Source organism: Cribrihabitans neustonicus, assembly GCF_048820895.1.
GTDB classification, from domain to species: domain Bacteria; phylum Pseudomonadota; class Alphaproteobacteria; order Rhodobacterales; family Rhodobacteraceae; genus Cribrihabitans_A; species Cribrihabitans_A neustonicus.
On the sequence record NZ_JBMERQ010000006.1, the window covers coordinates 149,253 to 172,690 of the forward strand.

10 protein-coding genes are annotated in these 23,438 nt (G+C 69.1%); 2 read left to right on the forward strand and 8 right to left on the reverse strand.

From position 1 onward, the window contains the following. Positions 1-32: 32 nt before the first annotated feature. From ACOHWE_RS14240 to ACOHWE_RS14255, 4 genes are all read right to left on the reverse strand, one after another. Entirely contained in the window at positions 33-4,613 is a 4,581-nt protein-coding gene (locus tag ACOHWE_RS14240; RefSeq protein WP_420667310.1) for a MupA/Atu3671 family FMN-dependent luciferase-like monooxygenase, read from the reverse strand. Continuing rightward, positions 4,610-5,617: a glycosyltransferase family 2 protein gene (locus tag ACOHWE_RS14245; protein WP_420667312.1), complete on the reverse strand. Its 1,008-nt coding sequence runs from the start codon at positions 5,615-5,617 to the stop codon at positions 4,610-4,612. Before ACOHWE_RS14245 ends, ACOHWE_RS14240 begins: the two co-directional genes overlap by 4 nt. Before the next feature lie 5 nt (positions 5,618-5,622). Beyond that, positions 5,623-12,087 carry a type I polyketide synthase gene (locus tag ACOHWE_RS14250; RefSeq protein WP_420667314.1) on the reverse strand — a complete coding sequence of 2,155 codons (6,465 nt, stop codon included), beginning with the start codon at positions 12,085-12,087 and terminating at the stop codon, positions 5,623-5,625. A gap of 127 nt (positions 12,088-12,214) precedes the next feature. Beyond that, positions 12,215-13,678, reverse strand: a complete 1,464-nt coding sequence (locus ACOHWE_RS14255; RefSeq protein WP_420667315.1) for a hypothetical protein — start codon at positions 13,676-13,678, stop codon at positions 12,215-12,217. Positions 13,679-13,883: 205 nt separating this feature from the next. On the opposite strand from ACOHWE_RS14255, the gene ACOHWE_RS14260 reads away from it, so the two are divergent. Continuing rightward, positions 13,884-14,636 carry a WecB/TagA/CpsF family glycosyltransferase gene (locus ACOHWE_RS14260; RefSeq protein WP_420667317.1) on the forward strand — a complete coding sequence of 251 codons (753 nt, stop codon included), beginning with the start codon at positions 13,884-13,886 and terminating at the stop codon, positions 14,634-14,636. 67 nt (positions 14,637-14,703) lie between these two features. On the opposite strand, the gene ACOHWE_RS14265 is transcribed toward ACOHWE_RS14260, so the two are convergent. Continuing rightward, complete coding sequence (locus tag ACOHWE_RS14265) at positions 14,704-15,687, reverse strand: glycosyltransferase family 2 protein (RefSeq protein ID WP_420667380.1); 984 nt, start codon at positions 15,685-15,687, stop codon at positions 14,704-14,706. Positions 15,688-15,728: 41 nt separating this feature from the next. Continuing rightward, positions 15,729-16,640 carry a glycosyltransferase family 2 protein gene (locus tag ACOHWE_RS14270; protein ID WP_420667318.1) on the reverse strand — a complete coding sequence of 304 codons (912 nt, stop codon included), beginning with the start codon at positions 16,638-16,640 and terminating at the stop codon, positions 15,729-15,731. A 290-nt stretch (positions 16,641-16,930) separates the two neighbouring features. On the opposite strand from ACOHWE_RS14270, the gene ACOHWE_RS14275 reads away from it, so the two are divergent. Beyond that, the gene (locus tag ACOHWE_RS14275) at positions 16,931-17,887 is read left to right on the forward strand and encodes a glucokinase (RefSeq protein ID WP_420667320.1); all 957 of its coding nucleotides are present in this window, start codon (positions 16,931-16,933) and stop codon (positions 17,885-17,887) included. Between the two features lie 42 nt (positions 17,888-17,929). On the opposite strand, the gene ACOHWE_RS14280 is transcribed toward ACOHWE_RS14275, so the two are convergent. Next, positions 17,930-21,583 (reverse strand): translocation/assembly module TamB domain-containing protein, encoded by a 3,654-nt coding sequence (locus tag ACOHWE_RS14280; RefSeq protein ID WP_420667321.1) that lies wholly within the window; start codon positions 21,581-21,583, stop codon positions 17,930-17,932. Then, entirely contained in the window at positions 21,580-23,385 is a 1,806-nt protein-coding gene (locus tag ACOHWE_RS14285; protein ID WP_420667322.1) for an autotransporter assembly complex protein TamA, read from the reverse strand. Before ACOHWE_RS14285 ends, ACOHWE_RS14280 begins: the two co-directional genes overlap by 4 nt. Positions 23,386-23,438: the final 53 nt, after the last annotated feature.

A 23,438-nucleotide genomic window follows, 5' to 3' on the forward strand; every position in this document is an offset into this window, starting at 1 on the left:
TCCCGTCATTCCGTCCCTGTTATCCGGTCCGCTCACGCCGTCCGCGTCCTGCGGCTGGCCCGCATCGCCCGCCGTTTCGACATTACTCCGGCGCGGTCAGGTTCTGAAGCCGCCTCTGCCGCCGCCGTGGGCCGTTGTTCCGCATTTGCCGGGGCACCTGCAAGCCCTTCGATATGCGCCGCCAGTCCGGCGAGTGTGGGGAAGCGGAAGATGTCGGTAATCGACAAATGCGCTGCACCCAGTTCCGCGCGCAGCTCCCGGTGGGCTTGAACCGCCAGGAGCGAATGGCCGCCGAGGGCAAAAAAGTTGTCCTGCGCGCCGATGCCGCTGACGCCGAGGATTCGGCTCCAGACCGTGGCGATCCGCGCCTGGGCGCCGCCTGTCGGGCGGGCGGCGGGCCCGGATGCCGCCGCAGGAACGGGCTGCGGATCGGGCAGCGCTTTGCGGTCGATCTTCTTGTTCGGGGTCAGCGGGAAACGCTCGAGCGTTACGACATGGGACGGCACCATCGCCTCCGGGAGCTGTGCCGCCAGCGCCTGCCGCAAGTCCGCCTCGCTGACCGGCGCATCCGCGGTCACGTAGGCCGCAAGCCGCTCATTTCCGCTCACCTTGCGCGGCACCACCACGGCACCGGTAATGCCGGGGCAGGCCGCCAGAGCGGCCTCGATCTCGCCTAGTTCGATGCGCTGGCCGCGGATCTTCACCTGGTGATCGCTGCGGCCCAGGTAGTGCAACCGCCCGTCCGCGTCCCAGCGCGCCAGGTCGCCGGTGCGGTACATGCGCCCGCCGCGGAAGGGGTCATCGGGGAAACGCTCCGCCGTGAGCTCCGGGCGCTGCCAATAGCCCGCCGTCACCCCGGCGCCGCCGATGCACAGCTCCCCGGCGGCGCCAGCGGGCAGGAGGTTGCCTGCGTCATCCAGCACGTAGGCGAAGGTATTCGCGACGGGGCGGCCAATTGGCGCTGTCCCTGCGGGCGTGGCCGCCAAAGTCTCCACCGTGGACCAGATCGTAGTCTCGGTCGGCCCGTACATGTTGTGGATTGCGGCGCCGGACGCCTTTTTCAGGGCTTCAGCCAGATCGCCCGGCAGCGCCTCCCCGCCCAGAAGCAGGTGAGAAAGCCGCCCGAGGCACGCCGCCGCGTCCCGGTCTGCTGCGATCATCCGCGCCATCGAGGGCGTGCATTGCAGATGCGTCACCCCGTGCCGGACGATCTGCGCCGCGAGCGAGAAGTCTTCTGCCGCCAGAGCCTGCGGCGCATTCGACTGGCGCACCACCTCGGCCAGCGGCTTCAGCCCCTCCAGCACCACATCGGGCGCAATACCGTAGTCGATCAGGCAGGCGATCTCATCAACACCAATGCGCTTCAGCTCCTCCACCCGCAACAGCGCGTCCCCGACTGTGCCGAACAGGCCGGAATCCTCGAAGTACCGCTCAAAGGCGAAGTCGAGAATCGCTTCCAGCTCATCCGCGGAAAGCATCCCCAGATCCATCTCGAAGGCGTTCTTCACCCCTATAGGCTTCTTGAAGGCGGGGAAGGCCCATGCGTATTGCTTGATGAGCCCGGCAGCGGCGCGCAGATAGTCCTTCATCGGCTCCCGCGCGATGCGGCGGGCCTCCTCGCGGGTTTCGGCGAGGAAGCTATGCAGCATCAGCGTCACCTTGAAGTCCGCCGGATCATGGCCTGCCTCGCACAGGGCGCCGTGGTAGATGCGGATCTTGCCCGCCACCTCTTCTATGCTCTGGCCCAGCAGGTGCGTCAGCACATTGGCCCCGATTGCCCCAGCTTCGCGCCAGGTTTCCGGGTTGCCCGCGGTGGTGACCCAGACCGGCAGCTCTTTTGAAACCGGCCGCGGCTGGGTGATCACCGCATGGGTGCTGCCGTCCTGCCGCGGGAAGGCCACTTCCTCGCCGCGCCACAGCCTGCGCACGGTCTCGACCGCCTCGAACAGTGCGGGCTTGTTGGCGGGCGGCGTATTCTCCGGGCGCAGGATGAAGTCGTCCGGCTGCCAGCCCGAGGCAAATCCGATCCCCGCCCGCCCGGCCGTCAGATTGTCGATCACCGCCCATTCTTCGGCGATGCGGGCGGCGTGGTGCAGGGGCGCCACGCAGGAGCCCGCGCGCACGCCGATGTTTTGTGTCACCGCGGCGACAGCGGCGCCGGTTACCGCCGGGTTGGGGTAGGGGCCGCCGAAGGCGTGAAAGTGCCGTTCCGGCGTCCAGACCGCGTTGAAGCCGTTTGCGTCGGCAAACTTCGCGCCCTCCAGCAGCAGATGGTATTTCTGCGGCCCGGGCCCGTCATCATTGCCCCAGTAGAACAGGTTGAAGTCCATCCCCCGGCCGCTCAGCGCGATCGGCCCGTTGGAGAGTTCCAGCCGGCTTTCGTCGCTCGACAGGACCAGTCTGAGGCCGCGGGTAAGGGTCCAGAACAGCTCCAGCACCGAGATGTCGAAGCTGAGGCTGGTCACGGCCAGCCAGGCATCGCCTTCGCCGTGGGGGATGCGCGCATCCATGCCGGCAAAGAAATTCGCCACATTGGCATGGCGCACCATCACCCCCTTGGGCTGGCCGGTGGAGCCGGAGGTGTAGATCACATAGGCCAGATCCTGCCCGCCCGCGCCGCTGTCTTCCGGCTGAGCCGGCGCATCGAAGGCGAGGCTCTCCACCTCCAGCACCGCCGCGTCCGAGGGCGGCAGGCCCGCCGCGAGTGCTGCGCTGGTGACGACCACCTGCGCGCCGCTGTCGCCGAGGAAATGCGCCAGCCGCTGCGCCGGGTAGGCCGGATCCATCGGCACATAGGCGCCGCCTGCCTTGAGGATGCCAAGCGCGGCAAAGACCATCTCGGGGGAGCGCCGCAGGCAAAGCCCCACGCGGGTGCCGCGTCCGATGCCCATCTCCTGCAGCCGCTGCGCCACAGCGTTGGCGCGGGCGTCGACCTCGGCGCAGGTAAAGCTCCGGTCCTCGAATACCAGCGCCACTGCATCCGGTGCCTCCCGCGCGCGCGCCTCGAAGGCCGCGTGGATGGTCAGGTCCTCCGCATACTCCGTGGCGGTGTCGTTCCACGTCTCCAGCAGCAGGTGCCGCTCCCCCTCCGGCAGAAGGGGCAGGGCGGCCACCGGCTGGTCCGGGTTGTCCGCGAGGGCGGCCAGCAGCAATTCCAGCCGGTGCGCCAGCAATCCCGCGGCGAATTCGGAGAGCCGGGCCTTGTCGGTGACCAGCGTCAGCGCCTCCCCCGTAAGGCACAGCGTTGCCGCGCAGCCCGCAAGCGGCGTGTTCTGCTCAAGCCGCAAACCAATCTCCGGCATCTTCAGTGCTGTGATCTCCGGCGCGCGGGCCACCAGATCCTCGGCAAAGCCGCCATAGGCGCGGGCCTTTTCCAGCCCTTCCGCTGCGCGCGCAACCAGCCCCGCCACGCCGTCGCCGCGGCGCGCTTGCAGAGGCACCCAGCCCGAAACCAGCCCCGGCAGCGCCTCCATGCCCTCCGCTGCCAGCGCCACATCCGCCGCCTCCGCGCCGCTGCCGAGCAGAGCCCAGGCCAGCACCCCGGCTATTGTGTGCGCAGGGCCGAGCCCCGCGGGCAGAACGATAGTCCGGCTGGCAAAGCCGGTTTCCCCGGTTGCCGCAGAAAGCGGCACCTGCGCGGGCTGCATTGCGGCGAGCGCCTTGCGCCAATACCCCTCGCCGCGCTGGGCAGCAGCAAGCCTTGCGGTGATCTCCTCAGCTTCTGCCTGTTCCAGAACGGGAACCCTATCGCCGGCCTTGCAGAGGGCCTCCGCCACCACCGGCAGACCGGCCGGTGTGGTCAGCCGCGACAGAGACAGCGCGCCATCCGCCGCCGCGACGGTGAGCGTATCGCGCTCCACGGCCAGTATAGTCCCCGGCGCGCCGTGGCCCTCCACCGCGCGGGCGGTGCCCGTAAGCACAACGTCACCGCCGATCCGCAGCTTTGCAGCGCAGAGCGGATTCCAGTAACCGCCGAAATCCAGCGCCCGCACGAGCCGGGCAAGCTCCGCCGCCGGGCGGGAGAAGTCCAGCATTCCCCCCGCCGCGGGCCGCAGCGTCTTGCGGTAACAGCGCCGTTTGCTCAGGTCCTGCGGCTGCCGCTCCAGCGCGCCGCTTTCCAGCTGATCCAGAACCGCGCCGAAACTCTCCGCTGCCGCCGCGTAGCATTTCGAGTTCAGGCTGAGCGCGGTCTCGTCTTCCGCCACCTCGAACTGGCGGCTGGCCAGGATGCCGCCTTCATCGACGCCGCCTTCGATCAGATGCCAGGTGATGCCATACTCCCGCGCGCCCTCGATCAGAGCCCAGTTCGGCGTGTTGAGCCCGGCATAGCGCGGCAGCGGCCCGTCGTGGAAGTTGACCGCGCCCCTGCCTGCGCGCGCCAGCACCTCGTCGGGCAGTACCGCGAGGTTGGCGATGGACAACAGCCAGTCAAAGCCCGCAGGGATTTCCGCCGCCTGCGCCAGCAGCGCAAGATCCTTTGCTGCCGCCCAATCCCGGATCGCCGCATCCTGCGAGACAACGGCGCGGACCCCGTGACCGCGCGCCAACAGTGCTTCTGCGCATGCGATCAGCAGGGATTCATTGCCGATGAGGACAGAGGAAAACCGGGTCATTTCTGCTCCTTTGCTATGGGGAAGTCAGTGAGCGTCTCCCGCTTGCGGTGGGCAAACACCGCCCGCAAACTGTGCAGGCAGAGGTCGCGCAGGAAGTGCGGCGGATCGGCCTGCGGCTTCTTCTCCACCAGCCGCCGCAGCCGGTAGATCAGCCCGCCGGCAATCTGCGCCAGCGTTGCCGCTGCGGCGTAAGCGCGGCCGTGGGTCTTCACGAAGTAATGCAGCCGCGAGTCGAACCAGTAGCCGGGCGTGCGCGCCCAGCCCTTCATGCCGGTGGAGGCCGAGCCCACATGCGCAACCTCGCTTTCCGGAACGTAATGGGTGCGCCAGCCCGCGCGGGCGGCGCGGCGGCAGAGGTCGGTTTCCTCGAAATAGAGGAAGAAGGATTCGTCGAAGCCGCCCACAGCCTCGATCACCTCGCGGCGGATCATCAGGCTGGCGCCTGCGGTCCAGTCCACCTGCAGCTCTGCCTGCGGCATCTCCATCGCCACCACCCTGTGGGCGAGGAGCCGGGTGAAGATCCCGGTGCGGGCGCTGGCTTCGAACTCGCCCGCGATGGAGGGGAAGCGGAAGGCGGTGCGGTGCGGCACCCCGTCGGTGCCGCGCACGAAAGACCCCGCAAGCCCCGCGCCGGGCCGGTCGCGCAGGAAGTCGCGCAGGATGCGGATCGCGCCCGGCTGCACGAAGGCATCGGAGTTCAAAAGGTAGTAGAACCCGGGCTGTGTTCCGTCCGACAGCCCCGCCCGCATCCCGAGGTTCATGCCCGCGCCAAAGCCGCCATTATGTGCCGCCTGCATCAGCCGGAACCGGCCGGTGCCGAGCCAGCCGCGCGCCTCCGCCCCGGCGCGCAAGGTCTCCATCGACCCGTCGCCCGAGCCGTTGTCGATCACCAGCACCTCGCCCGGCAGTTCCGCCATCTCCCGCAGAGCGGCTTCGGCCGCTTGCAGGGTCATCTCCGGTGTGCGGAAGTTAAGGATGATGGTGAGGATGCGCTCCGCCGTCATGCTGCTCACTCCGCCGCCCGCACCATGCCGGGCCGCTTCGCCCGCAGCGCCGCATCGGCCGCGTCCAGCCGCGCCTTCACCCCCGCGGCCAGCACGCTCACGTTCGGCACCAGGACCATGCTGTCGTGATCGCCCGGGACCTCGGCCACTTCCACCTCGGGCGCCCAGCGGCGCCAGCCGTTGTCGTCACAGACATACTCCCGCGCGCGGTTCACCCATTGCCCGTTCGAAACCTGCCAGTGCCGGTCCAGCGGAGGGCGGAACAGGGTCACCGGGCCGTTCCAGGGCTTGAGCTGATAGGCCTCCACTGCCGCGCGGAAAGCGAGTTCCACCCCGCGGTTGTTGAAGCTTGCAGGGGCGCCGGTGCCGGCCGGGTCCGTCCGGCGCTTGGCAATCTCCCAGGCGATGCGGTCTTGCGCCCATTCCCCGAGATAGCCCACGCCCTTGCGGCGCAGTTCGGCCAGCTTGATGAGTGCCTTGTCGCGCCGGGAGAGTTCCGGACGGACGGGCATCGGGGTGTCGAGCAGGATCAGCGCCGCGGTCTCCTGACCGGCGGCCTTGAGCTGCTGCGCCATCTCATAGGCGGTGATGCCGCCGCCGGAGAAGCCGCCCAGCAGATAGGGGCCTTCGGGCTGTACCTGGCGGATCTCCTCCAGGCAGCTTTGCGCCGCGTTGTCGATGCGGTCATGCGGTGCGTCGCCGCCAGTCAGCCCTTTCGCTTGCAGGCCATAGACGGGGCGGTCCCTGCCCACCAGCAGCGCCAGGTGGCGCAGGTTCAGCACGTTGCCGAACATCCCCGCCACCAGGAAGAACGGCCGCCGCCCGGTGCCGCCGCCCGGGTGCAGCTGCACAAGATGCGTGTACTGCGGCGCCTCCTGAGCAGCCGCGGCCACCGCTTCATCCGCCGCAGCACCGCGACCGGTTCGTGCGATAATCCGCTCGGCCAGGGCGGCGGCGCTCGGTGCCTCGAACAGCAGCGACAGCGGGAAATCCACCCCGAAGCTGCGCTTGATCTGGGCAAACAGCCGCACCGCGATCAGCGAATGGCCGCCGAGGTCAAAGAAACTGTCCTCCACCCCCGCCTGGTCCACTCCCAGGAGCGAGGCAAAGAGCTGCGTCAGCTCTTCCTCCACCGCATTGCGCGGCGCGACATAGGTGGTGTCGAGCTGCGGGCGTTCGAAGGTCTGCGCACCAGTCTCTTCTTCGCTGCGCTCTGCCGCCTGGGAGATCAGCGCCGGCAGATCCAGCGAAGAGACCACAACCTGCGGGAGCCCTGCCGCCAGAGCGCGCTCCAGAGCCGCGCCGCCCTCTGCCGCGCGGATGCCGTTTGCGATATTAGCCTGCAAACGACGCTCCCCGGGCGAGAGCGGCTTGGATTGACCGGCTGGCTCCAGCCGCAGATCAGCGGCGCTGGCATCCGCGGTGCGCGTACCCTGGCCGCCTTTGAAACCACCCGCCAGCCGCTGCATGGCAAAGCCGGTGATCTCAACCAGAACCGTACCGTCGGGCGCTGTCAGGGTGACATCAAACCGGGCTGCACCTTCCGTGGCCTCCGCCAGCCGCACGTGGCTGCGGATATCCTCGCCCAGCGGTGCAAAAACGCGGATGCCATCGTAGGAAACCGGCACCCACAGGGCGCTGCGGTCATAATCCGGGATCAGCTCCATCGCCCAGCCGGTGGCCAGATCCAGCAGCCCGGGATGCAGAACCGCACCGTCCCCAGCGGCGGCTGGCGGCAGAGAGAGCGCCGCCAGCCCCTCGCCATCCCCCAGCGCGCAGCGCTGCAGCACATGCCAGCGCGGCCCGAAGCTCAGGTGATCTTCTTGAGGAGAACGCAGGCGGCCAGCCTCGGGTGCTGCCACATTCGTGCAGCGAGAGTTGATTTCGCTTAGGTTTAGTGCAGCGGGGCATTCTGCCACCGCCGCGGTGGCCAGCATAGCCTGACAGTTGAAAGCGTAACCATCCGGTAATTTGCTGTAAACGGAAAGTTCATAATCATTTTCGACAGCTTCCAGCCTAAGCACCGTCTCCAGCGGCGCGCCGCCTTCCGCAACCATAGGTTTCAGGAAGTAGAGGTCGCGGATTTCAAACGGCGCTTCCACCCCCAAATCGGCCAGCGCCTCGGCGGCGAGTTCGACGTATCCGGTGCCCGGCATCACGGCGGTGCCGTGCTGCGTGCGGTGCTCGTCCAGCAGCCAGTCCGCGCGCGGATCGAAGCGCGGCGTGTAGATCCGGTTGCCCGCCAGATCGAAACCACGCTGGCGCAAAAGCGGCTGCGCGCATGGCTCCGGTGCGGGCAGGGAAGCGGCGCTCCCGCGGCCCCCGGCGGCCTCCGCCGCCATGCCGGTATCGGCCCAGACGCCCCAGTCCACCGCAACCACCCGGGTGCGCCCGCCGGTCCGGTGCTTGGCATAGGCGTTGAGGAATTCATTGGCCGCGGCATAGTCCGCCTGTCCCGCAGGGCAAGTCACCGCGGATGTCGAGGAAAACAGCACCATTAATTCCAGGCTGCCGTCCGGGAAGACCTTCTCCAGGGCTCGCAAGCCGCTGACTTTGGGCGCAAAAACCTGCGCCACCTCGGCTTCGGTCTTCGCCAGCAAAGGCCCGTCGGCAATCACGCCCGCGGCGTGGATCACGCCGGTGACGGGGCCGAATTGCGCCTCTGCCGCCCGCTTCGCGGCGGCCAGATCGCCGCTGTTGCAGACGTCCGCCGCCAGCGGCAGTACCGCGCCGCGGCCCGAGGATTCCAGCGCCTGAACCGCCCGGATGCGCCGGGCTTTGCGGCTGGCGGGGGCGTGGTTCTGAAGGACGCGCTCCCATTCTTCTCGCGGCGGCAGACCGCCGCGCGCGATGAGCGTGACCTTCGCGCCATGCGCCCGCATCAGGTGCTCCGCGATGGTCAGCCCGATGCCGCCATAGCCGCCGGTAATCAGGTAGTGGCCGCCCGCGCGGAACGGCAGCGCATCGCCTTTAGGCGCAATTAATTCCCGCTTGCGCCAGTCCAGCTCGAACCGCTTGCCGCCGCGCCAGGCGGCGGCAGTGCAGGCAGGTTCAGCGAGCAGTTCTTCCAGCAGCCGGGTAGTGATGTCTTCTGGTTGCGATTTTCTTAAAAAGGGTAAAAGCCCCGACTCCGCCTGCGGCAGCTCGATATCCACTGCGGCGCAGGTGAGATCCGGCAGCTCGCGGGGAATCACCTGCGACAGCACCGCAGCCATCGCCTTTTCCGGATAGGGCAGCGGCTCGTCCCGGACCTGCGCCGCGCCGGAGGTGAACAGGGTGACATGCACCGGCCCGGGCAACCCGGCGCTGCCAATCTCCTGCGCCAGCGCCAGAAGCGCGTGATAGCCCAACTCCAGGTTCCGGTCGAAGAAGGAGCTGCCGGGGCGGAAGCGCTCGTCTTCGGTCACCAGCCAGAAATGCCCGATCCGGTCCGGCAGCATCCCGTCCTCCGCCAGATCGGCCAGGAGCGCCGCATAGGCGGGCCGGCCCTGCTCCGGCGGCAGCACGTAGGAGCCGGGTGATATCCGTGCGTAGGTATCGCCCGGGCGCACCCGGGCCACCCGGTGTCCCGCTGCCTCCAGCCGGTCCGAGGCGCGGCCGGCGTGGCCTGCGTCATCCTCAAAGATCAGCCAGGTGAGCGGCGCCGCGCCCAGCTCCGCCGCCGCATCGGGCGGGCAGTCCGCCAGCCGTGGCCGCCAAACCGGGCGGTAGCCCCAGTCCTCCAGCCGCTCTTGCCGGACGGGAGCAGGGGAGGTCTCCGCCGCTGCCTTGCCCGGCTCGATATAATAGCGGCTGCGCTGGAAGGCATAGCCCGGCAGCACCAGCCGGTGCCGCCGCGCGCCGCCCCAGACCTGATCCCAGTCGGCAGTGACCCCGCAGGCCCAGAGCCGCCCGATCACGCCGAAGAAATGCACATCGTCCATCATCTGGTGGTCCGGATGCCGCAGCGAGCTCAGCACCTGGCCGGGCTGCACAGCGGGCGCCATCTGCGCCAGCGCACTCAGCGCCTTGCCGGGGCCGACCTCCAGGAACACCCGGCCGGGGACTTCTGCAAGTGTTTCGATACAGGACCCGAACAGCACCCGGTGACGGAGCTGCGCGGTCCAGTAATCCGGGCTTGCCGCCTCTTCTGCCGTCAGGGGCGCGCCGGAGCGGTTGGAAATCACCGGCAGCCCCGGCGCCCGCAGCTCAAGCCCGGCAAGAAAGGCGCGGTAGTCGTCCAGGATGCCGTCCAGCATCCGTGAATGCGCGGCGATGTCGATGGCGATGCGCTGATGCTCCACCCCGCGCGCGGCGAGCTCCGCCGCCAGCCGTTCCAGCGCCTCCTGGGGACCGGACAGAGCCGTCAGCTCCGGCGCGTTGACACTGGCAATGTCGAGGTCATCGCCCAGCAGCGTCTCCACCTCAGCGGCAGGCAGCGCCACCGAGAGCATGCCGCCAGCAGGCACGCTGTCAAACAGCCGCCCGCGCAGGAGCACCAGGTCGATGCAGTCCTCGAAGGCCATCACACCCGCGAGGCAGGCGGCGGTGTTCTCCCCCATGGAATGGCCCACCAGCGCGGCGGGCTTCACGCCCCAGCTCATCCACAGCTGCGCCAGCGCAAATTCCACGATCATGATCAGCGGCAGCTGGACCGAGGGCTGCTTGAGCCGCGCCTCTGCCGCCGCTTCCCCGCCCGGTTCCGGCAGCCAGACAGCGCGGATGTCATAGTCGAGGCTCTTTTGCAGATGCTCCAGCCCGCGGTCCATCCACTCGGCGAATACCGGCTCGGTCTCGTAGAGATCGCGCGCCATGCCCGCGTATTGCGCGCCGCCGCCGGGGAACATGAAGACCACCTCCGGCGCATCGCCCAGCACCTCATGGGTGAAGACCTGCCGCGGATCGCCTTCTTCCAGTATCTGCGCAGCCTGTTCAGGAGTTTCCGCCACCAGCACCCGGCGCTTGGCAAAGCTGCGGCGGCCTTCCTTGAGGGTGAAGGCCACATCGGCCAGGTCCGCCTCGGGATTTGCGCGCAGCCACTCGGCGAGCGCCTTTGTGTTGCCGTCGAGCGCCGCCCTGCTGTGGCCTGACAGGCACAGGATCTGGAACGGGAAGTCGCTTTCCTGCGAGGGCAGCCGCGCGGGCGCTTCCTCAAGGATCACATGCGCATTGGTGCCGCCGACACCAAGCGCGTTGACGCCCGCGCGGCGCGGGGCCGTGCCCGCATCCCAAGGCGTGAGCGTGGCGTTCACCCGGAACGGCGAAGTCTCGAAATCAATCGCCGGGTTCGGCGCCTCATAGCCGAGCGAGGGCGGGATTTCCCTGTGGTGCAGCGCCAGCGCGGTCTTCACCAGCCCCGCCACCCCGGCGGCGGTATCCAGATGCCCGATGTTGGTCTTGACCGAGCCGATGCGGCAGAAGCCCGCGGCCTGCGTCGTGGCGCGGTAGGCGTCTGTAAGCGCGGTCACCTCGATTGGGTCGCCCAAATAGGTGCCGGTGCCGTGGCATTCGACATATCCGATGCTCTCCGCCGGGGTGCCTGCGGCCTCCAGAGCCTGCTGCACCGCTTTCGACTGGCCGCTGACCGAGGGCGCGAGGTAGCCTGCCTTGTCGCTGCCATCGTTGTTCACTGCGGAGCCCTTGATGACCGCCCAGATATGGTCGCCATCGGCCACCGCATCCTCCAGCCGCCTCAGCGCCACCGCGCCGGCGCCGGAGCCGAATACAGTCCCTTGCGCCCGGTGGTCGAAGGCGTGGCAGTGGCCGTCGGGCGAGAGGATCTCGTTTTCCTTGTAGAGATAGCCGCGCCCCTGCGGCAGTTCGATGGTGACGCCGCCCGCGAGCGCCATATCGCATTCGCCTTCGCGCAGGGCCTTGCAGGCATAATGCACCGCGACAAGTGAGGTGGAGCAGGCGGTCTGGATGCTGACCGACGGCCCGGTGAGACCGAAGACATGGCTCACCCGGGTCGAAAGGAAGTCCTTGTCGTTGCCGGTATGGCGCAGCAGGAACATGCCCACGTCGTCGACCAGGGCCGGGTTGGAGCAGATGTTGAAATAGAAATAGCTGCCCATGCCGCAGCCCGCATAGACGCCGATGGGGCCCTTAATGCTCTCGGGCGGGTGGCCCGCGTTCTCCATCGCACGCCAGGCGGCCTCCAGGAACTTGCGGTGCTGCGGGTCGAGGATGGCGGCTTCCTTGGGGCTGAAGCCGAAGAACTCGGCATCGAAGTCGGCAAACCCCTGCATGCGTGCAGTGGCAGGCACGTAGTTCGGGTCGCTCAGCACATCGGGCCGTTCGCCCGCGGCCAGCAGCGCGTCGCGGTCCAGATGCTCGATCGATTCGATGCCGCCGCGCAGGTTGCTCCAAAACGCCCCGGCCGAGCTTGCGCCCGGCACATCGGCCGCGAGACCGACAATTGCAATGTCTCCAGCGCCTCTAGCCGCGCCGCGGCGGCCCCGGCGGGCCGGATCTTCACTCTGCTCGCTCATCAAACCCCCAGCGGCCGTTCACCAATCACTCTTCGCGCGTCCGCGTTGCACTTTCGGCAAGATATGCGGCCGTCCTGTGGATGCAATGTGCCGAATTTGGCCGCAAAGTAGGTAACATTACGGCACATCACAAAAGGCTCCTTACCGCCCGCTCCGGCTTTGCGGGCGCCAGCGCCTGGCGGCCTCCGAACAGGGCGGGCCGGGGCTCGAACAGGCCGGGATAAAGCAGCCGCTCCGCATAGCCCAGAGCCGAGCCGGCGCATAACCAAGTAATCGGGATCAGCGTCGCGTTCAGAAGCATATCGACCAGCGTCGCCGCCAGGATCAGCGCAATTGGCGCGGCGAAAGGAGAGAACTCCGCCCGCGGCACCCGGCGTGCGGCCCATGCCAGCAGCACCAGCGGCGCTGCCAGAAGCCCCATCTCGGCAATGTAGCCCAGCCAGCCGAAGGTGCCGAAGACGATGATCCAGCGCCCGTCCGGAACCGACAGGATCTGCCCGGTCTCCGCGTGGCGCACCAGGTTGCGCCCCCAGCCGCCCCAGCCGAACCACGGTTTCTCCGCCGCCCGCGCCAGAAGTTGCGCCTCGTTCTCGAAGCGGTAGTTCAGCGAATGCGCGCGCTCGGCACTGATTGTCTCGGCCTGCGCCACCAGCGCCTCGGTCGGCACCAGCCCGGTGTTGCGCAGCATCGGATAGACCACCGCGATCACCGCCAAAAGCAGCGCCGCGCGCAGCTGCCACCTGAGCGGCGCGAGCGCCACGACCGGCGTGAAAGCCAGCGCATATGCGAGCGACGCCAGGCTCTTGCACAAGACCAGCACGGCAAAGAGATAAAATGCGGCCAGGCCCAGCCGCAGCCGCGCGCGCCCCGCTGCCGCCCGCGCCAGCGCCGTGGCCGCCAGGAGCGAGGACACCATGAAAAACGCCAGCCACAGCGCATGCGGCAGGAACACGATGGGCCGGAAGCCGCCCTGGCGCATCATCTGGCTGAAATCGTGCTGGAAAAAGCCGTAGACCCAGACGTTCATCTGCGGGCTCAGCCGGATCTCCAGGAGCGACGGCAGCGTATAGGCGAGCCCCGCGATCATCAGCGCCAGCAGGAGCTCGCGCTGGGCCTCGGGGGTTGAGAGATAACGCCGCGCCAGCAGGAAGGGCATCAGCACGATCATCTGGTTGATGATGACCGAACCGAGGTCGCGCCACCTCAGCCCCGGCAGCTGATCGGTGAGGAAGAGGATCGGATCGGAATTGGCGACGACCCGGAACAGGATCGGTTCGCCATTGGTGAGCACCGTTGGCACCACGCCAAAGATGAAGAGCAGCATCAGCACGCGAACCGCCGGGTGCCGCGGCCAGAGCGGCACCGGCTTTCTCACCATGAAGATACAGAGCAAGAAGGCCATCACCGAAGGAATGGCGAACTTGTCCATGTCCGGCACCAGCGGCAGGTCGAACTCCGCGAGCGGCGGCAGGAGCAGGTAGCCCGCGATGATCGTCCACAGGAGCGCGCGCTCCAGGGAGAGGCGCCGGAACAGCACCAGGCTCACCAGCGGCCAGGCCAGCAGCATCAGATACGCCAAAGCGTTGGGCAATCCCGTCTGTCCCCCGTGACTTGCGGTGTTAAAGCAAAGTTTATCTTTCGCAGGCAGCACTGTCGCGCGCAATCGCATAAGCCGGTAAACAGCCGGCAAGTTTGCCACGCCGGCCGGGCGGGGGAAGGGCCGGGCGCTGGCACGGCTGGCCGCGGCGCTGGTACCGCGTTATGGGAATGCCTGCAGCGCAGGGGAGGCGGAAGAGATGTTTTTCGAGTTCGGCGGCCGCCGTGTCGGCGTGAACATCCCCACGCGGAAAGCGCTGAAGGCAGAGGTTCAGGCCCGCTTCGCCGCCCGCCGCGGCTTTGCGCTGGCGACGGTGAACCTCGACCACCTGGTAAAGCTCGGCCAGTCGGATGCCTTCCTCTCGGCCTACCAGGCGCAGGACCTGGTGGTGGCGGACGGCCGCCCCATCGTGTGGCTCTCGCGCCTCGCGCGCCGTCCGGTGGAGCTGATGCCGGGCTCGGACCTGGTGCTGCCGCTCTGCCGCTGGGCCGCCGAGGCCGGGGTGCCGGTGGCTCTCGTGGGCAGCACGGAAACGGCTCTGTCGGACGCCCGCGGCGTGCTATGCGCCGAGGTGCCGGGGCTGGACGTGGCCTGGTGCCACGCGCCCCCGGGCCGCTTTGACCCTTGGGGCGCTGAGGCGGAGGCCATCCTGCGAGACCTCGATAAGCGCGGCATCGGCCTGTGCTTCCTGGCACTGGGCGCCCCGAAACAGGAAATGCTGGCACAGCGCGGCCGCAAGCTGGCGCCGCAGACGGGGTTTGTGTCGGTGGGCGCAGGTCTCGACTTCCTTGGCGGCCACCAGAAGCGCGCGCCCGCCTGGGTGCGGGCGGTGGCGATGGAATGGCTGTGGCGCGCTCTCTCCAGCCCGTCCCGGCTGATGCCGCGCTATGCCAAATGCCTGGCCATCCTCCCCGCCCAGATCCGCCGGGCCTGGCGGCTGCGCAGCCGCTGAGAGGGATTTCCCGGCTGACGCTTCCCCGGAGCTTCACTGCCGGAAGCCCGATCGCGCCCCGGCAGCGCTACTTGTACTCCATCAGACCGCTGGAGGCACCGCGGAAGCGGTGCCAGTGGAATTCCACCACCCCGGCGGCTTCGGCGAATTTGCCAAGCACCAGGAACACAGCGCGCTCTGCTCCCAGGCGCGGCAGCAGCCTCAGAACCTGTGCCGGGTAAATCAGCAGCCCCGCCAGCGCCCACGGCCCGAACAGCAGCGCCGCCAGCAGCAGCACGCCCGGCAGAACCGCCCCCCACAGCAGCGCGCGGCGTGTCTCGGTTACCCAGTGGCGCTCGGGAGCCTTGCCGTGCAGCGCCGCGCCCTCGGCAAAGGCGTGGCCCGCGCGGCGGCTGCGCTGCCACCACTGCCCAAAGCGCCGCATCGCCGCGTCATGCCGCGTCATCTCCGCCTCCAGCCGCCAGATCCGCCAGCCCGCCCGGCGCAGCCGCAGGCACAGCTCCGGCTCTTCACCCGCAATCAGGCCCTCGCGATAGCCGCCTGCGGCCCGCAGCGCCCCGGCCCGCATCAGCACATCGCCGCCGCAGGACGCCGTCTCGCCCGCAGGCGTGTCCCATTCCGCGTCGCACAGCCGGTTGTACACCGAGGCCTCGGGGAACCGCTCGCGCCGCCGCCCGCAAACCGCGGCAACCCCGGGGTTCGCGGCGAGAAACCGGGTCGCGGCGGGCAGCCAGGCAGCGTCCACCTCGCAGTCGCCATCGACGAATTGCACCAGGTCCAGGTCCCCGCGCAGCGCCGCGAGGCCTGCGTTGCGGGCGCGGGCGGCGGTGAAGGGGCGGGCCATGTCCAGCTCCACCACCCCGGCCCCCATCTGCCGCGCCATCTCCACCGAGCCGTCGGTAGAGCCGCTGTCCACATAAACGAGCTGCGCCACCTGGCCCTGCAGCGAAGCCAGGCAGCGGGCAAGCCGCTCGCCCTCGTTGCGTCCAATCACCACCGCGCCGAGATCCGCAGGCGCGGTATCATCAGCCGGACCAGCCCCGGCGGGCAGGGCGCTGGCGGTGAGCCCAGTCCCGTTCAGTCCCCTGCCGCTCAACTCAGTGCCCTCCCTGCAAGGGATGCCGCAGCTGCCGCGCCCGGCCCCTGCAGGAAGCCGCGCCGCTGCAGCTCCGCGATATCCGCATTCTCCAGCGCCGCTTCCGACCACAGGCTCAACTCCGGCTGCGTCTGCATCGCCGCAATCCGCACCCGGTCCTCACCATGCTCGGAAACCGCCTCGGCCCGGGTCCGCAGATCCCGCGCGAGGCTTTCGCCCGCAAACTTGTAGTGCCGGATCAGCGCCACCCGGTCCGAGACCTGCACCCCGGCCGAGGCATGCGGATGCACCGCCGCCTGCACGTCCGGGGCGTTGAACACCAGGGGGTGCTTGCTGAGGCAGCAGTTTTCGCCAAAGACCTTGCCGCGGACGCCGCCGAACAGGAGGTCCGGGGCTGCCGGCGGCAGCTGGTTCTGGCGCAGAAAATAGGCAAAGCCGCTGGCTTCGGATGTATACGGCAGCCGCCGCACCGCGCTGATGTCCGCATAGCGGAAGGCAGCAACGGCGTCGCGGTAGCTCAGCCCGCTTGCCTCGGCGAGCGGCCCGCGCGGAAACATCTCCAGCATCTGCGCCATCATGGCGGTGTGGCCCTCCGCCTCCAGCTGCCGGATGAGGGAAGGAAGGTCCTTGGCACCGTCAAATTCGAAAAGTTCATCCAGATCGGCAAAGAGGCACCAGCGACCGGCGCCGTAGCGGCCGGCGGCAAAGGCGCGCAGATCGTTCTCATAGGCGAGCCACGGCAGCTTTGCCTGCCAGACCGCCACGTCCGGCTCCTGCCGGAGGCGCGCCAGGGTGCCATCGGACGAGCCGTTGTCGACAAAGACAAAGCCCGAGACGCCAAGCCGACGGTAATGCTCCAGGAACACGTCGAGGTAATAGGCCCCGTCCCGCACCAGCGCGATCAGCACTATCTCTTGCGGGGCCGCAAAGCACCGGGCCGGCCCCTGCAGATGCCTCAGTGCCGCGCGCAGCCGGGCAGCGCGCGCGGCGCCATGCACCCTGCGTGTGATCCCGGCGGCCAGCCGCCGCCCAAGTGCTGCCTGCTCCAAATTCTCCGCCCCGGCCTTGCGCCTCATCCTGCCGCCACAGTGCCGCCTGCCGCGCGCCGCCGCAAGCGGGGCCCGCCGGCTCAATTGCAATTGCAGCGGAGATGCTGCACTGTTTTTTCAAATTCGGATTTCGGAAAGGACCGCGGCGGATGACGGCTGAGCTGACCGTTCTGGCCGGAGACGTAGGCGGCAGCCGCACCCGGCTGGCGCTGGCCGCACCCGGCATCGGCGTGACTGCGCTGCAAAGCTTCTCAAACGACAGTTTCAACAGCCTGGAGGACGTGCTGCAAGCCTATTGCGCCCAGCCGGGCCTGCCGCCGCTCGCCGGTGTCTGCCTCGCGGTGGCGGGGCCGGTGCAGGACGGCGCCTTCCGGCTCACCAACCGCAACTGGCAGGGCAGCTGCGAGAGTGTCGCCGCGGCGCTGGGGCTGCCGGACGCGGGGCATGCCCGGATCATTAACGACCTCGCGGCGCTTGGCCACGCGGTGCCGGTTCTGATGCCGGGGCAGCTTTCCTGCCTGCGCCCGGGGAGAGAACGCGGCCGCCAGGCGCTGGTGGCGGGTGCCGCCACCGGTTTCAACGCCGCGCTTTCGCTCGCGGGCACCACCGCGGCGGCGGAGATTGGGCACGCGAGCCTGCCTTCCTCGGTGCGGGACCGGCTGGCCACGTTGCTGGAGCGCGCGCCGGAGGAGTTCCAAAGCATTGAGATGCTGTTTTCCGGCCGCGGGCTGGTGCGGTTCCACCAGGCGCTGACCGGTGCGGCCGCCAGCAGCGCGGCGGGAATCGGCGCGGAGTACCTGGCCGACCCGAAGGCACCCGCTGCCCGCACGATGACTGAATGGGCGCATATGTTCGGCTTGCTGGCCCGCGAGCTGACCGCCGCCTACATGCCGGGGCAGGGGCTGTTCTTTGCGGGCAGCGTGGCGCGCGGGGTGCTGAACACGCCCGCGCGGGAGGCCTTTCTTGCAGGCTATTCCGCACCGGGCGAGCCGCTCGCAGGGCTGTGTGCCGACATCCCGCTGTGGCTTATCACCGATGACGCCGCGGGTGTGAGCGGCGCTGCCAGGGTGGCGCTGGCCGCGGCGGAGACGCGTCACGCGGACTGACGGCGTACAGGGCGCGGGACCGGATGACCCCGCGCCGTCCCCTCAGTAGTCGCGTTTGAAGAACAGGCCGATACCGGTTTCCCCTTCGCTGTCGACCGTACCCTTCACCGTCACGTTTCCGGTCACGTCGAGGTTGATGCTCAACTCGCTGTCGCCGCGGGTGTTGACGTTGAAATCGGTATAGGCGTTCTCCGCCACGTATCCGCCCAGCCCCAGCTGCCCGGCGCCGAGGTTGTCCACCCCGATGTCCACCGCATCGGCGCCGGTGGCATCGCGCACCTGCGCCTGGGTGCCGCCGCCACGGCCGCTGAGCGTATAGGCGGTGCCGGCGATCCGCGCCAGGGCGAGGGGCGAGATGTTCTCCAGGTCATCCCCGAACAGCAGAAGCGCCAGCGCCTCCTCGCTGGGCCGGGGCGGCTCGGCAGTCACTTTGATTTCTGGTGAGTCGACGCGGCCGGAGATCTCCAGCGTTGCCGTGCCCTCTTCGGTGGCGGCGGTGGAGCGGAAAGCGATGTAGGGCCGCAGATCGCCAAGCAGCGTCAGCCGCCCCTCGTCCAGCTCCAGCCGCTTGCCGAGGATGTCGAAGGTGCCGCGGATCAGCTCGATCTGGCCCGCGGGCGCCGGGTTGGCCGCGGTGCCGCGCAGGCGGATCTCGCCGCCGAGCTCGGCGCGCAGGCCACGGCCGCGGGCAAAGATCCGCCGCGGCGCGCTGATCGTCACGTCGAGCGCGGTGCGGGAGGTGCCGCCCGCGCCGGCGCCATTGCCGCTCAGCCCGGCCCGGGCCAGCGTGCGGCGCACTTCGGCCGGCGCGCCCACGTGGCGGATCGGCGGAATCGGCGCGGCCGAGACCGAGCCGCCCGCGGTGTTGAGGTTGATGTTGGTCTCGCCCACGTCGATCCGGCCCGACAGGCTGCGGTTGTTCGCCAGTGCGCCGGAAAGCGTTAGCCGCCCGTTCAGAAGCGATTCGTAGGAGAGGTTGTCAGTCAGCACCACATTGTCGATCGCAATCGCGAGATTGCCGTCGAACGGCGGTTGCAGGGCCACCGGGCCGCTGATGCGGATGGCGCCGCCCGCCCGCGACCGCGCCGCAAGCTGCACCTGCGCGGCGCTGCCCCCGAGCGATACCGTGGCGTCAATATCCTCCAGCCGCTGCGCCGCGGCTGGTATGGCGAGGCTTGCGTTCCGGGTGGAAAGCGTGCCGCTCAGCGAGCCCAGCGCGGGCGGGCCTTTCAGCGCGAGGTCGAAATTCGCAGGCCCTGCCAGCAGGTTGGGGGAGATGAACGGATTGATCCCCTCCAGCCGCAGCTGCCCCTTGGCGGTGGCATCGGCAACCGCCTCGGCCTCATTCCAGGAGCCGGCCAGCCGGGCGTCGATCCCGGCAGGCCCCGTGGCATCTGCATTGAACCGCCAGATCCCGTCCGCGCGGCTGGCCGTGCCCTTGCCGCTTAAGCGGCCGGGCAAGTCCGGCATCAGCTGCTGCAGCCGGGCGATCTCCGCGTCAAAGGACAGCGCGACACTGCCGTCGGCTTCGGAGAAATTGCCTTCGGCTTCGGCGTCCAGGCCGGCCGGGCCTTCGGTGGCGGCGGTGAACTGCCACTCGCCCGCCCGGCGCGCGGCGGTGCCTTCGGCGGTCAGCCGTCCCGCAAGCTGCGGCACGAAGCGCTCCAGCTCCTCAAACGCGGCTTCAAAGGTGAAATCCGCATCGCCGGCCAGCGTTACCATGCCGTCCAGCTCGGCGCGCGAGGAATGCGGCCCGGTCAGCACCGCATCGCCGCTGAACTGGTCGCCCTTGCGGGTCAGACTGGTCTCCAGCGCCAGCCGCCCCGGCGCCTGCGGCAGGAACACCTCCAGCCGCTTGAGTGCAGCGCTGGCGGTGATGTCGCCATCCGTGCTGCTGAGCGTGCCAGTGGCCGCAGCCTCCAGGGCCTCGCCGTCCAGCTGAAAGCGGCGGATGATCAGGCCGGTCTCCCCGCGGGCGGCGCTCAAGGAAAGCGTGGTGGTGCCCTTCAGCAATTCGTCCGCCTGCGCGATCCCCGCCGAGAGGTCCTCCGCCTGCATCGCAAGCTCTGCGTCGAAGGCACCGGAGAGCGGCGTGAAGAAGCCTTTCACCTCGGCCTCCGCGGTGCCGCCGAGCGGCCGCCCGGCCAGCTGCGAGAACCGCGCGAGGTCGCTGAGACTCGCAGTCAAGGCGCCCGAGAGCCGCAGCCCTTCCTCAAGCCCCTCCAGCGCGATATCGCCGCCCGCCCGGTAGCCGGTGCCGCTGAGTTGCATGCCGCTGATCCTTACCGCCTCGGCGCCGGTGGTGGAGACCAGCCCGTCAAAGCGGATTTCGTTGCCGGTGGCGGCCGCCAGCGCCGAATCGCGCGGTTCGAACCCTGTGAGGGAGGCCGTCAGACGGCCTTCCAGTGCCAGGCCTTCGCTTTGGTCCAGGGTGCCGCGGCCGGTGATTTCGGCCTCCGCCACCTGCGCCTCCGGATTGCTCAGCCCGCTCAGCAGGCCATCGAGCCGCCAGCTGCCCCCGGCACTTTTAACCAGCTCCAGATCGGCCCCGGTGATGGTGGTCTCCCCGCCGCCGGCCGGCAGCGCAACTTTGTCCTCGCCCTCGGGCGGAGTGATCTGGGTCGAGAGGCGTGCGGTTTCCAGCGCCCCCGCAGCGTCCAGTGCGGCGCTGCCCGCCACCTGCAGCGCCTGGGTGCGCAGCATCAGCGTGTCCAGCGCGACAGCTCCGCTGGCCGCCCGCACACCCTTGACGCTGAGCCGCAGCCCAGGGCCAAAGAAGGGCCGGCTGGCCGGGTCCAGAAGCACGTCGATATTGCCGCCAAGATTGGCGCTGAAGGCAATGGCGCGCGGTGGCGCCTCGCCTGCCGGCGCCACATCTTGCCCGGTGTCAGCCTCCTGCGGCAGGTCTTCGGCGGCCAGTACCACTTCGCCTTCCAGCCGGGTCTCGCCGTCGGTCCCGAAATCGATGGTGGCGGTGAAATCGCTGACCGGCCCGCTGCCCTTGGCGGCCAGTTGCAGATCCGGCCCGCCCGGCAGGTTCAGCATCTTCGACAGCAGCCCGCCGTCATCCTCCTGCAAGGACAGATCCAGGTCGATTACGCCGGTTGCATTGGCATAGCCCGCGTCCAGCCGCAGATGATCGCCCGGCCGGTCCAGCCGCACCACCTGCAACTGGGTGTCGAGCGCACCGTCGGCGAGGGTGAGAGAGCCTTCGGCGCTGAGGCTCGCGGCGGTGCCGAACAACGGCTCGCCCAGGTCGATCCGTTCGGCCTTGATCTCGCCCAGCTCGATCGCCACCGGCAGCTCGGGCAGGGTGAAAGGCTCTGCCTCGGGGGCGGGCAGGTCGGGATCCTCGGGCAGCGGCCCGGGCGCGCGTGCCACCGTTATCTGGCCCGCGCTCAGCGTGTTGACGGAAAAGCGCCCGCGCAGCAGTGCCAGCCGGTTCCAGTCCAGTTCGGCGTCCTCGATAATGAGCCAGACGCCTTCTTCGTCGGCTACGGTGATGCGCTCCACCGTCGCGCGCGAGGACAGCGCGCCCTCCAGGCCGGTGACGTCGATATAGCGGCTTTCGCCCGACAGGGTGTTTTCCAGCAGGCTGACCAGCAGGCCGCCCGCGTCCTCTTTGCCGCTGTCCTGCGCGGCGGCTGGTGCCAGAGTCAGCCCGGCACCCAGGGTGAAGGCAAGGATCTGTCTCAAAACGCCTGTCCTATCCCGATGTAAAATTGCAGCCCGTCCTCGTTGCCGCCCTGCACGGGGTAGGCAAGGTCGAGCCGGATCGGGCCGATGGCCGCCACGTCATAGCGCAGGCCCAGGCCCGCGCCCGCGTGGCTTTCCGAGGTGCCGGAGACAAAGCTGTCGGAATCGACAAAGCCCGCGTCGTAAAAGCCCACCAGCGAGATCTTCTCGGTGACCCGTCCCCGGACTTCCCCCGACAGCGCGACATAGCCGCGCCCGCCCGCGGTGCCGCCGCTCACCGGCACACCGAGCGATTGGAACTCATGCCCCCGCACCGAGCCCGCGCCGCCCGAAAAGAACAGCAGCGTCGGCGGGGCCTCGTTCAGCGACGGCCCCACCAGCGAGCCCATCTGCAGCCGCCCGGCCAGCACGATCCGGTCCTCCGCGCCAAGCCCCAAGTAGCCGCGCCCGTCGAGCTTCATCTGCAGCCCGGAAGCGGTGCCGTCGATGCCCAGGAATGGCCGCACCCCGGCCTGCAGGTAATAGCCATCCGTGGGATCCACCCGGTTGTCGCGGGCGTCGTATTCGGCGCGCAGGTTCAGGCCGATGTATTTGAAGCGCCGCTTGCCAAAGACGTCCTCGGCGAGGATCGAGGTCGCGCCCAGGGCCGCCTCGGCAAAGAAGTCGTCAGAGAAAGTGCGCCGTGCGCCAATCGCGCCATGCATGCGGACCGCGCTGAAATGCTCCTCGTCCAGCTGCTCGGCCTCGGCCAGATAAAACAGGCTGTCGTCGGGGCCGAGCGCCGCAGGCCGGTCCAGCCGCGCGGCGATGCGGCCGTCGATGTCATTGCTGCTGCCGATGCCGCTTATCAGCGCTTCCAGCCGCAGCTTCTCCCCCGCGCCAAAGAGGTTGCGGTGCATCCAGCTGCCCGAGACCTCCAGCCCGTCAGTGCTGCTCAGCTCGGCGCCGAAGGTCAGCCGGCGCGGCGGCAGCTCGTCGACCTCGGCGATGAAATCGAGCGTGCCATCGGGGTTGGGCGTCTCCGCCTCGCGCAGCACGACCGAGGAAAAGACTCCGGTGCGGCGCAGCCGCGTCGCGGTTTTCGAGGCGAGGTCGGGGTGGAATACTTCCCCGCTTGGGAAACCCGCGATGCGGCGCAGGGCTTCCTCGCGCAGGCGCATGTTGCCGCTCACCAGCATGCGGCCGAAGCGCAGCCGCGGGCCCGGCGCCAGCCGCAGAGCTGCGTCGAGCCGCGCCTCGCGGTGGCGTGCGGTGATCGACTGCGCGGCAACCTCCGCCTTGGCGTGGCCTTGCCGCCGCCAGCCCTTCACCCCTGCCGCGGCAGCATCGCGGATCACCCCGGTGGTGGCGATGCGGCCCGGCGCGAAGTCTTCCGGCAGCGGGGTGTCATTAACCGGGGCCAGCGGCGCCACCTCGGCGCGGCCAAAGCGGAACTGCGGCCCCGGTTTCACCGTAATGGCTACGCGGCCGACCTTCGCGGGCGGCGAGAGCGGGTCGATCTCCGCCGCCTCCCGCCCGTCCAGGCGGATGTTGACGACGGGAGAGAAATATCCTGCGTCATAAGCCACTTGCACCAGCGTGCGGTAGTCCGACAGGGCCGCTGCCAGCAGGTCCTGCACGTCAGTCTCATTGCCCAAGGCCAGGCTGGCCGAGGCGCCGCGCAGCCGGTCGGCCAGCGGCGCAGGCGCGCCGGGGGCGGCGAGGGCGGCCTCAGCAGCGATCGACGGGGCGGCCGGAAGCAGCATCACGGCGGTCAGGAAAACAGCGCGCGCCAGGGGGCGCGGGCGGAAGGAAAACAACATGGTCACTCCCGGAAGCGGGCCGAAATCAGCCGGAGCCTAGCACGGGGAATTTG

Coding starts and splice junctions, on each gene's coding strand:
- ACOHWE_RS14240 (WP_420667310.1), bottom strand. CDS start 4,613: ATGACCCGGTTTTCCTCTGTCCTCATCGGCAATGAATCCCTGCTGATC.
- ACOHWE_RS14245 (WP_420667312.1), bottom strand. CDS start 5,617: ATGACGGCGGAGCGCATCCTCACCATCATCCTTAACTTCCGCACACCG.
- ACOHWE_RS14250 (WP_420667314.1), bottom strand. CDS start 12,087: ATGAGCGAGCAGAGTGAAGATCCGGCCCGCCGGGGCCGCCGCGGCGCG.
- ACOHWE_RS14260 (WP_420667317.1), top strand. CDS start 13,884: ATGTTTTTCGAGTTCGGCGGCCGCCGTGTCGGCGTGAACATCCCCACG.
- ACOHWE_RS14275 (WP_420667320.1), top strand. CDS start 16,931: ATGACGGCTGAGCTGACCGTTCTGGCCGGAGACGTAGGCGGCAGCCGC.
- ACOHWE_RS14285 (WP_420667322.1), bottom strand. CDS start 23,385: ATGTTGTTTTCCTTCCGCCCGCGCCCCCTGGCGCGCGCTGTTTTCCTG.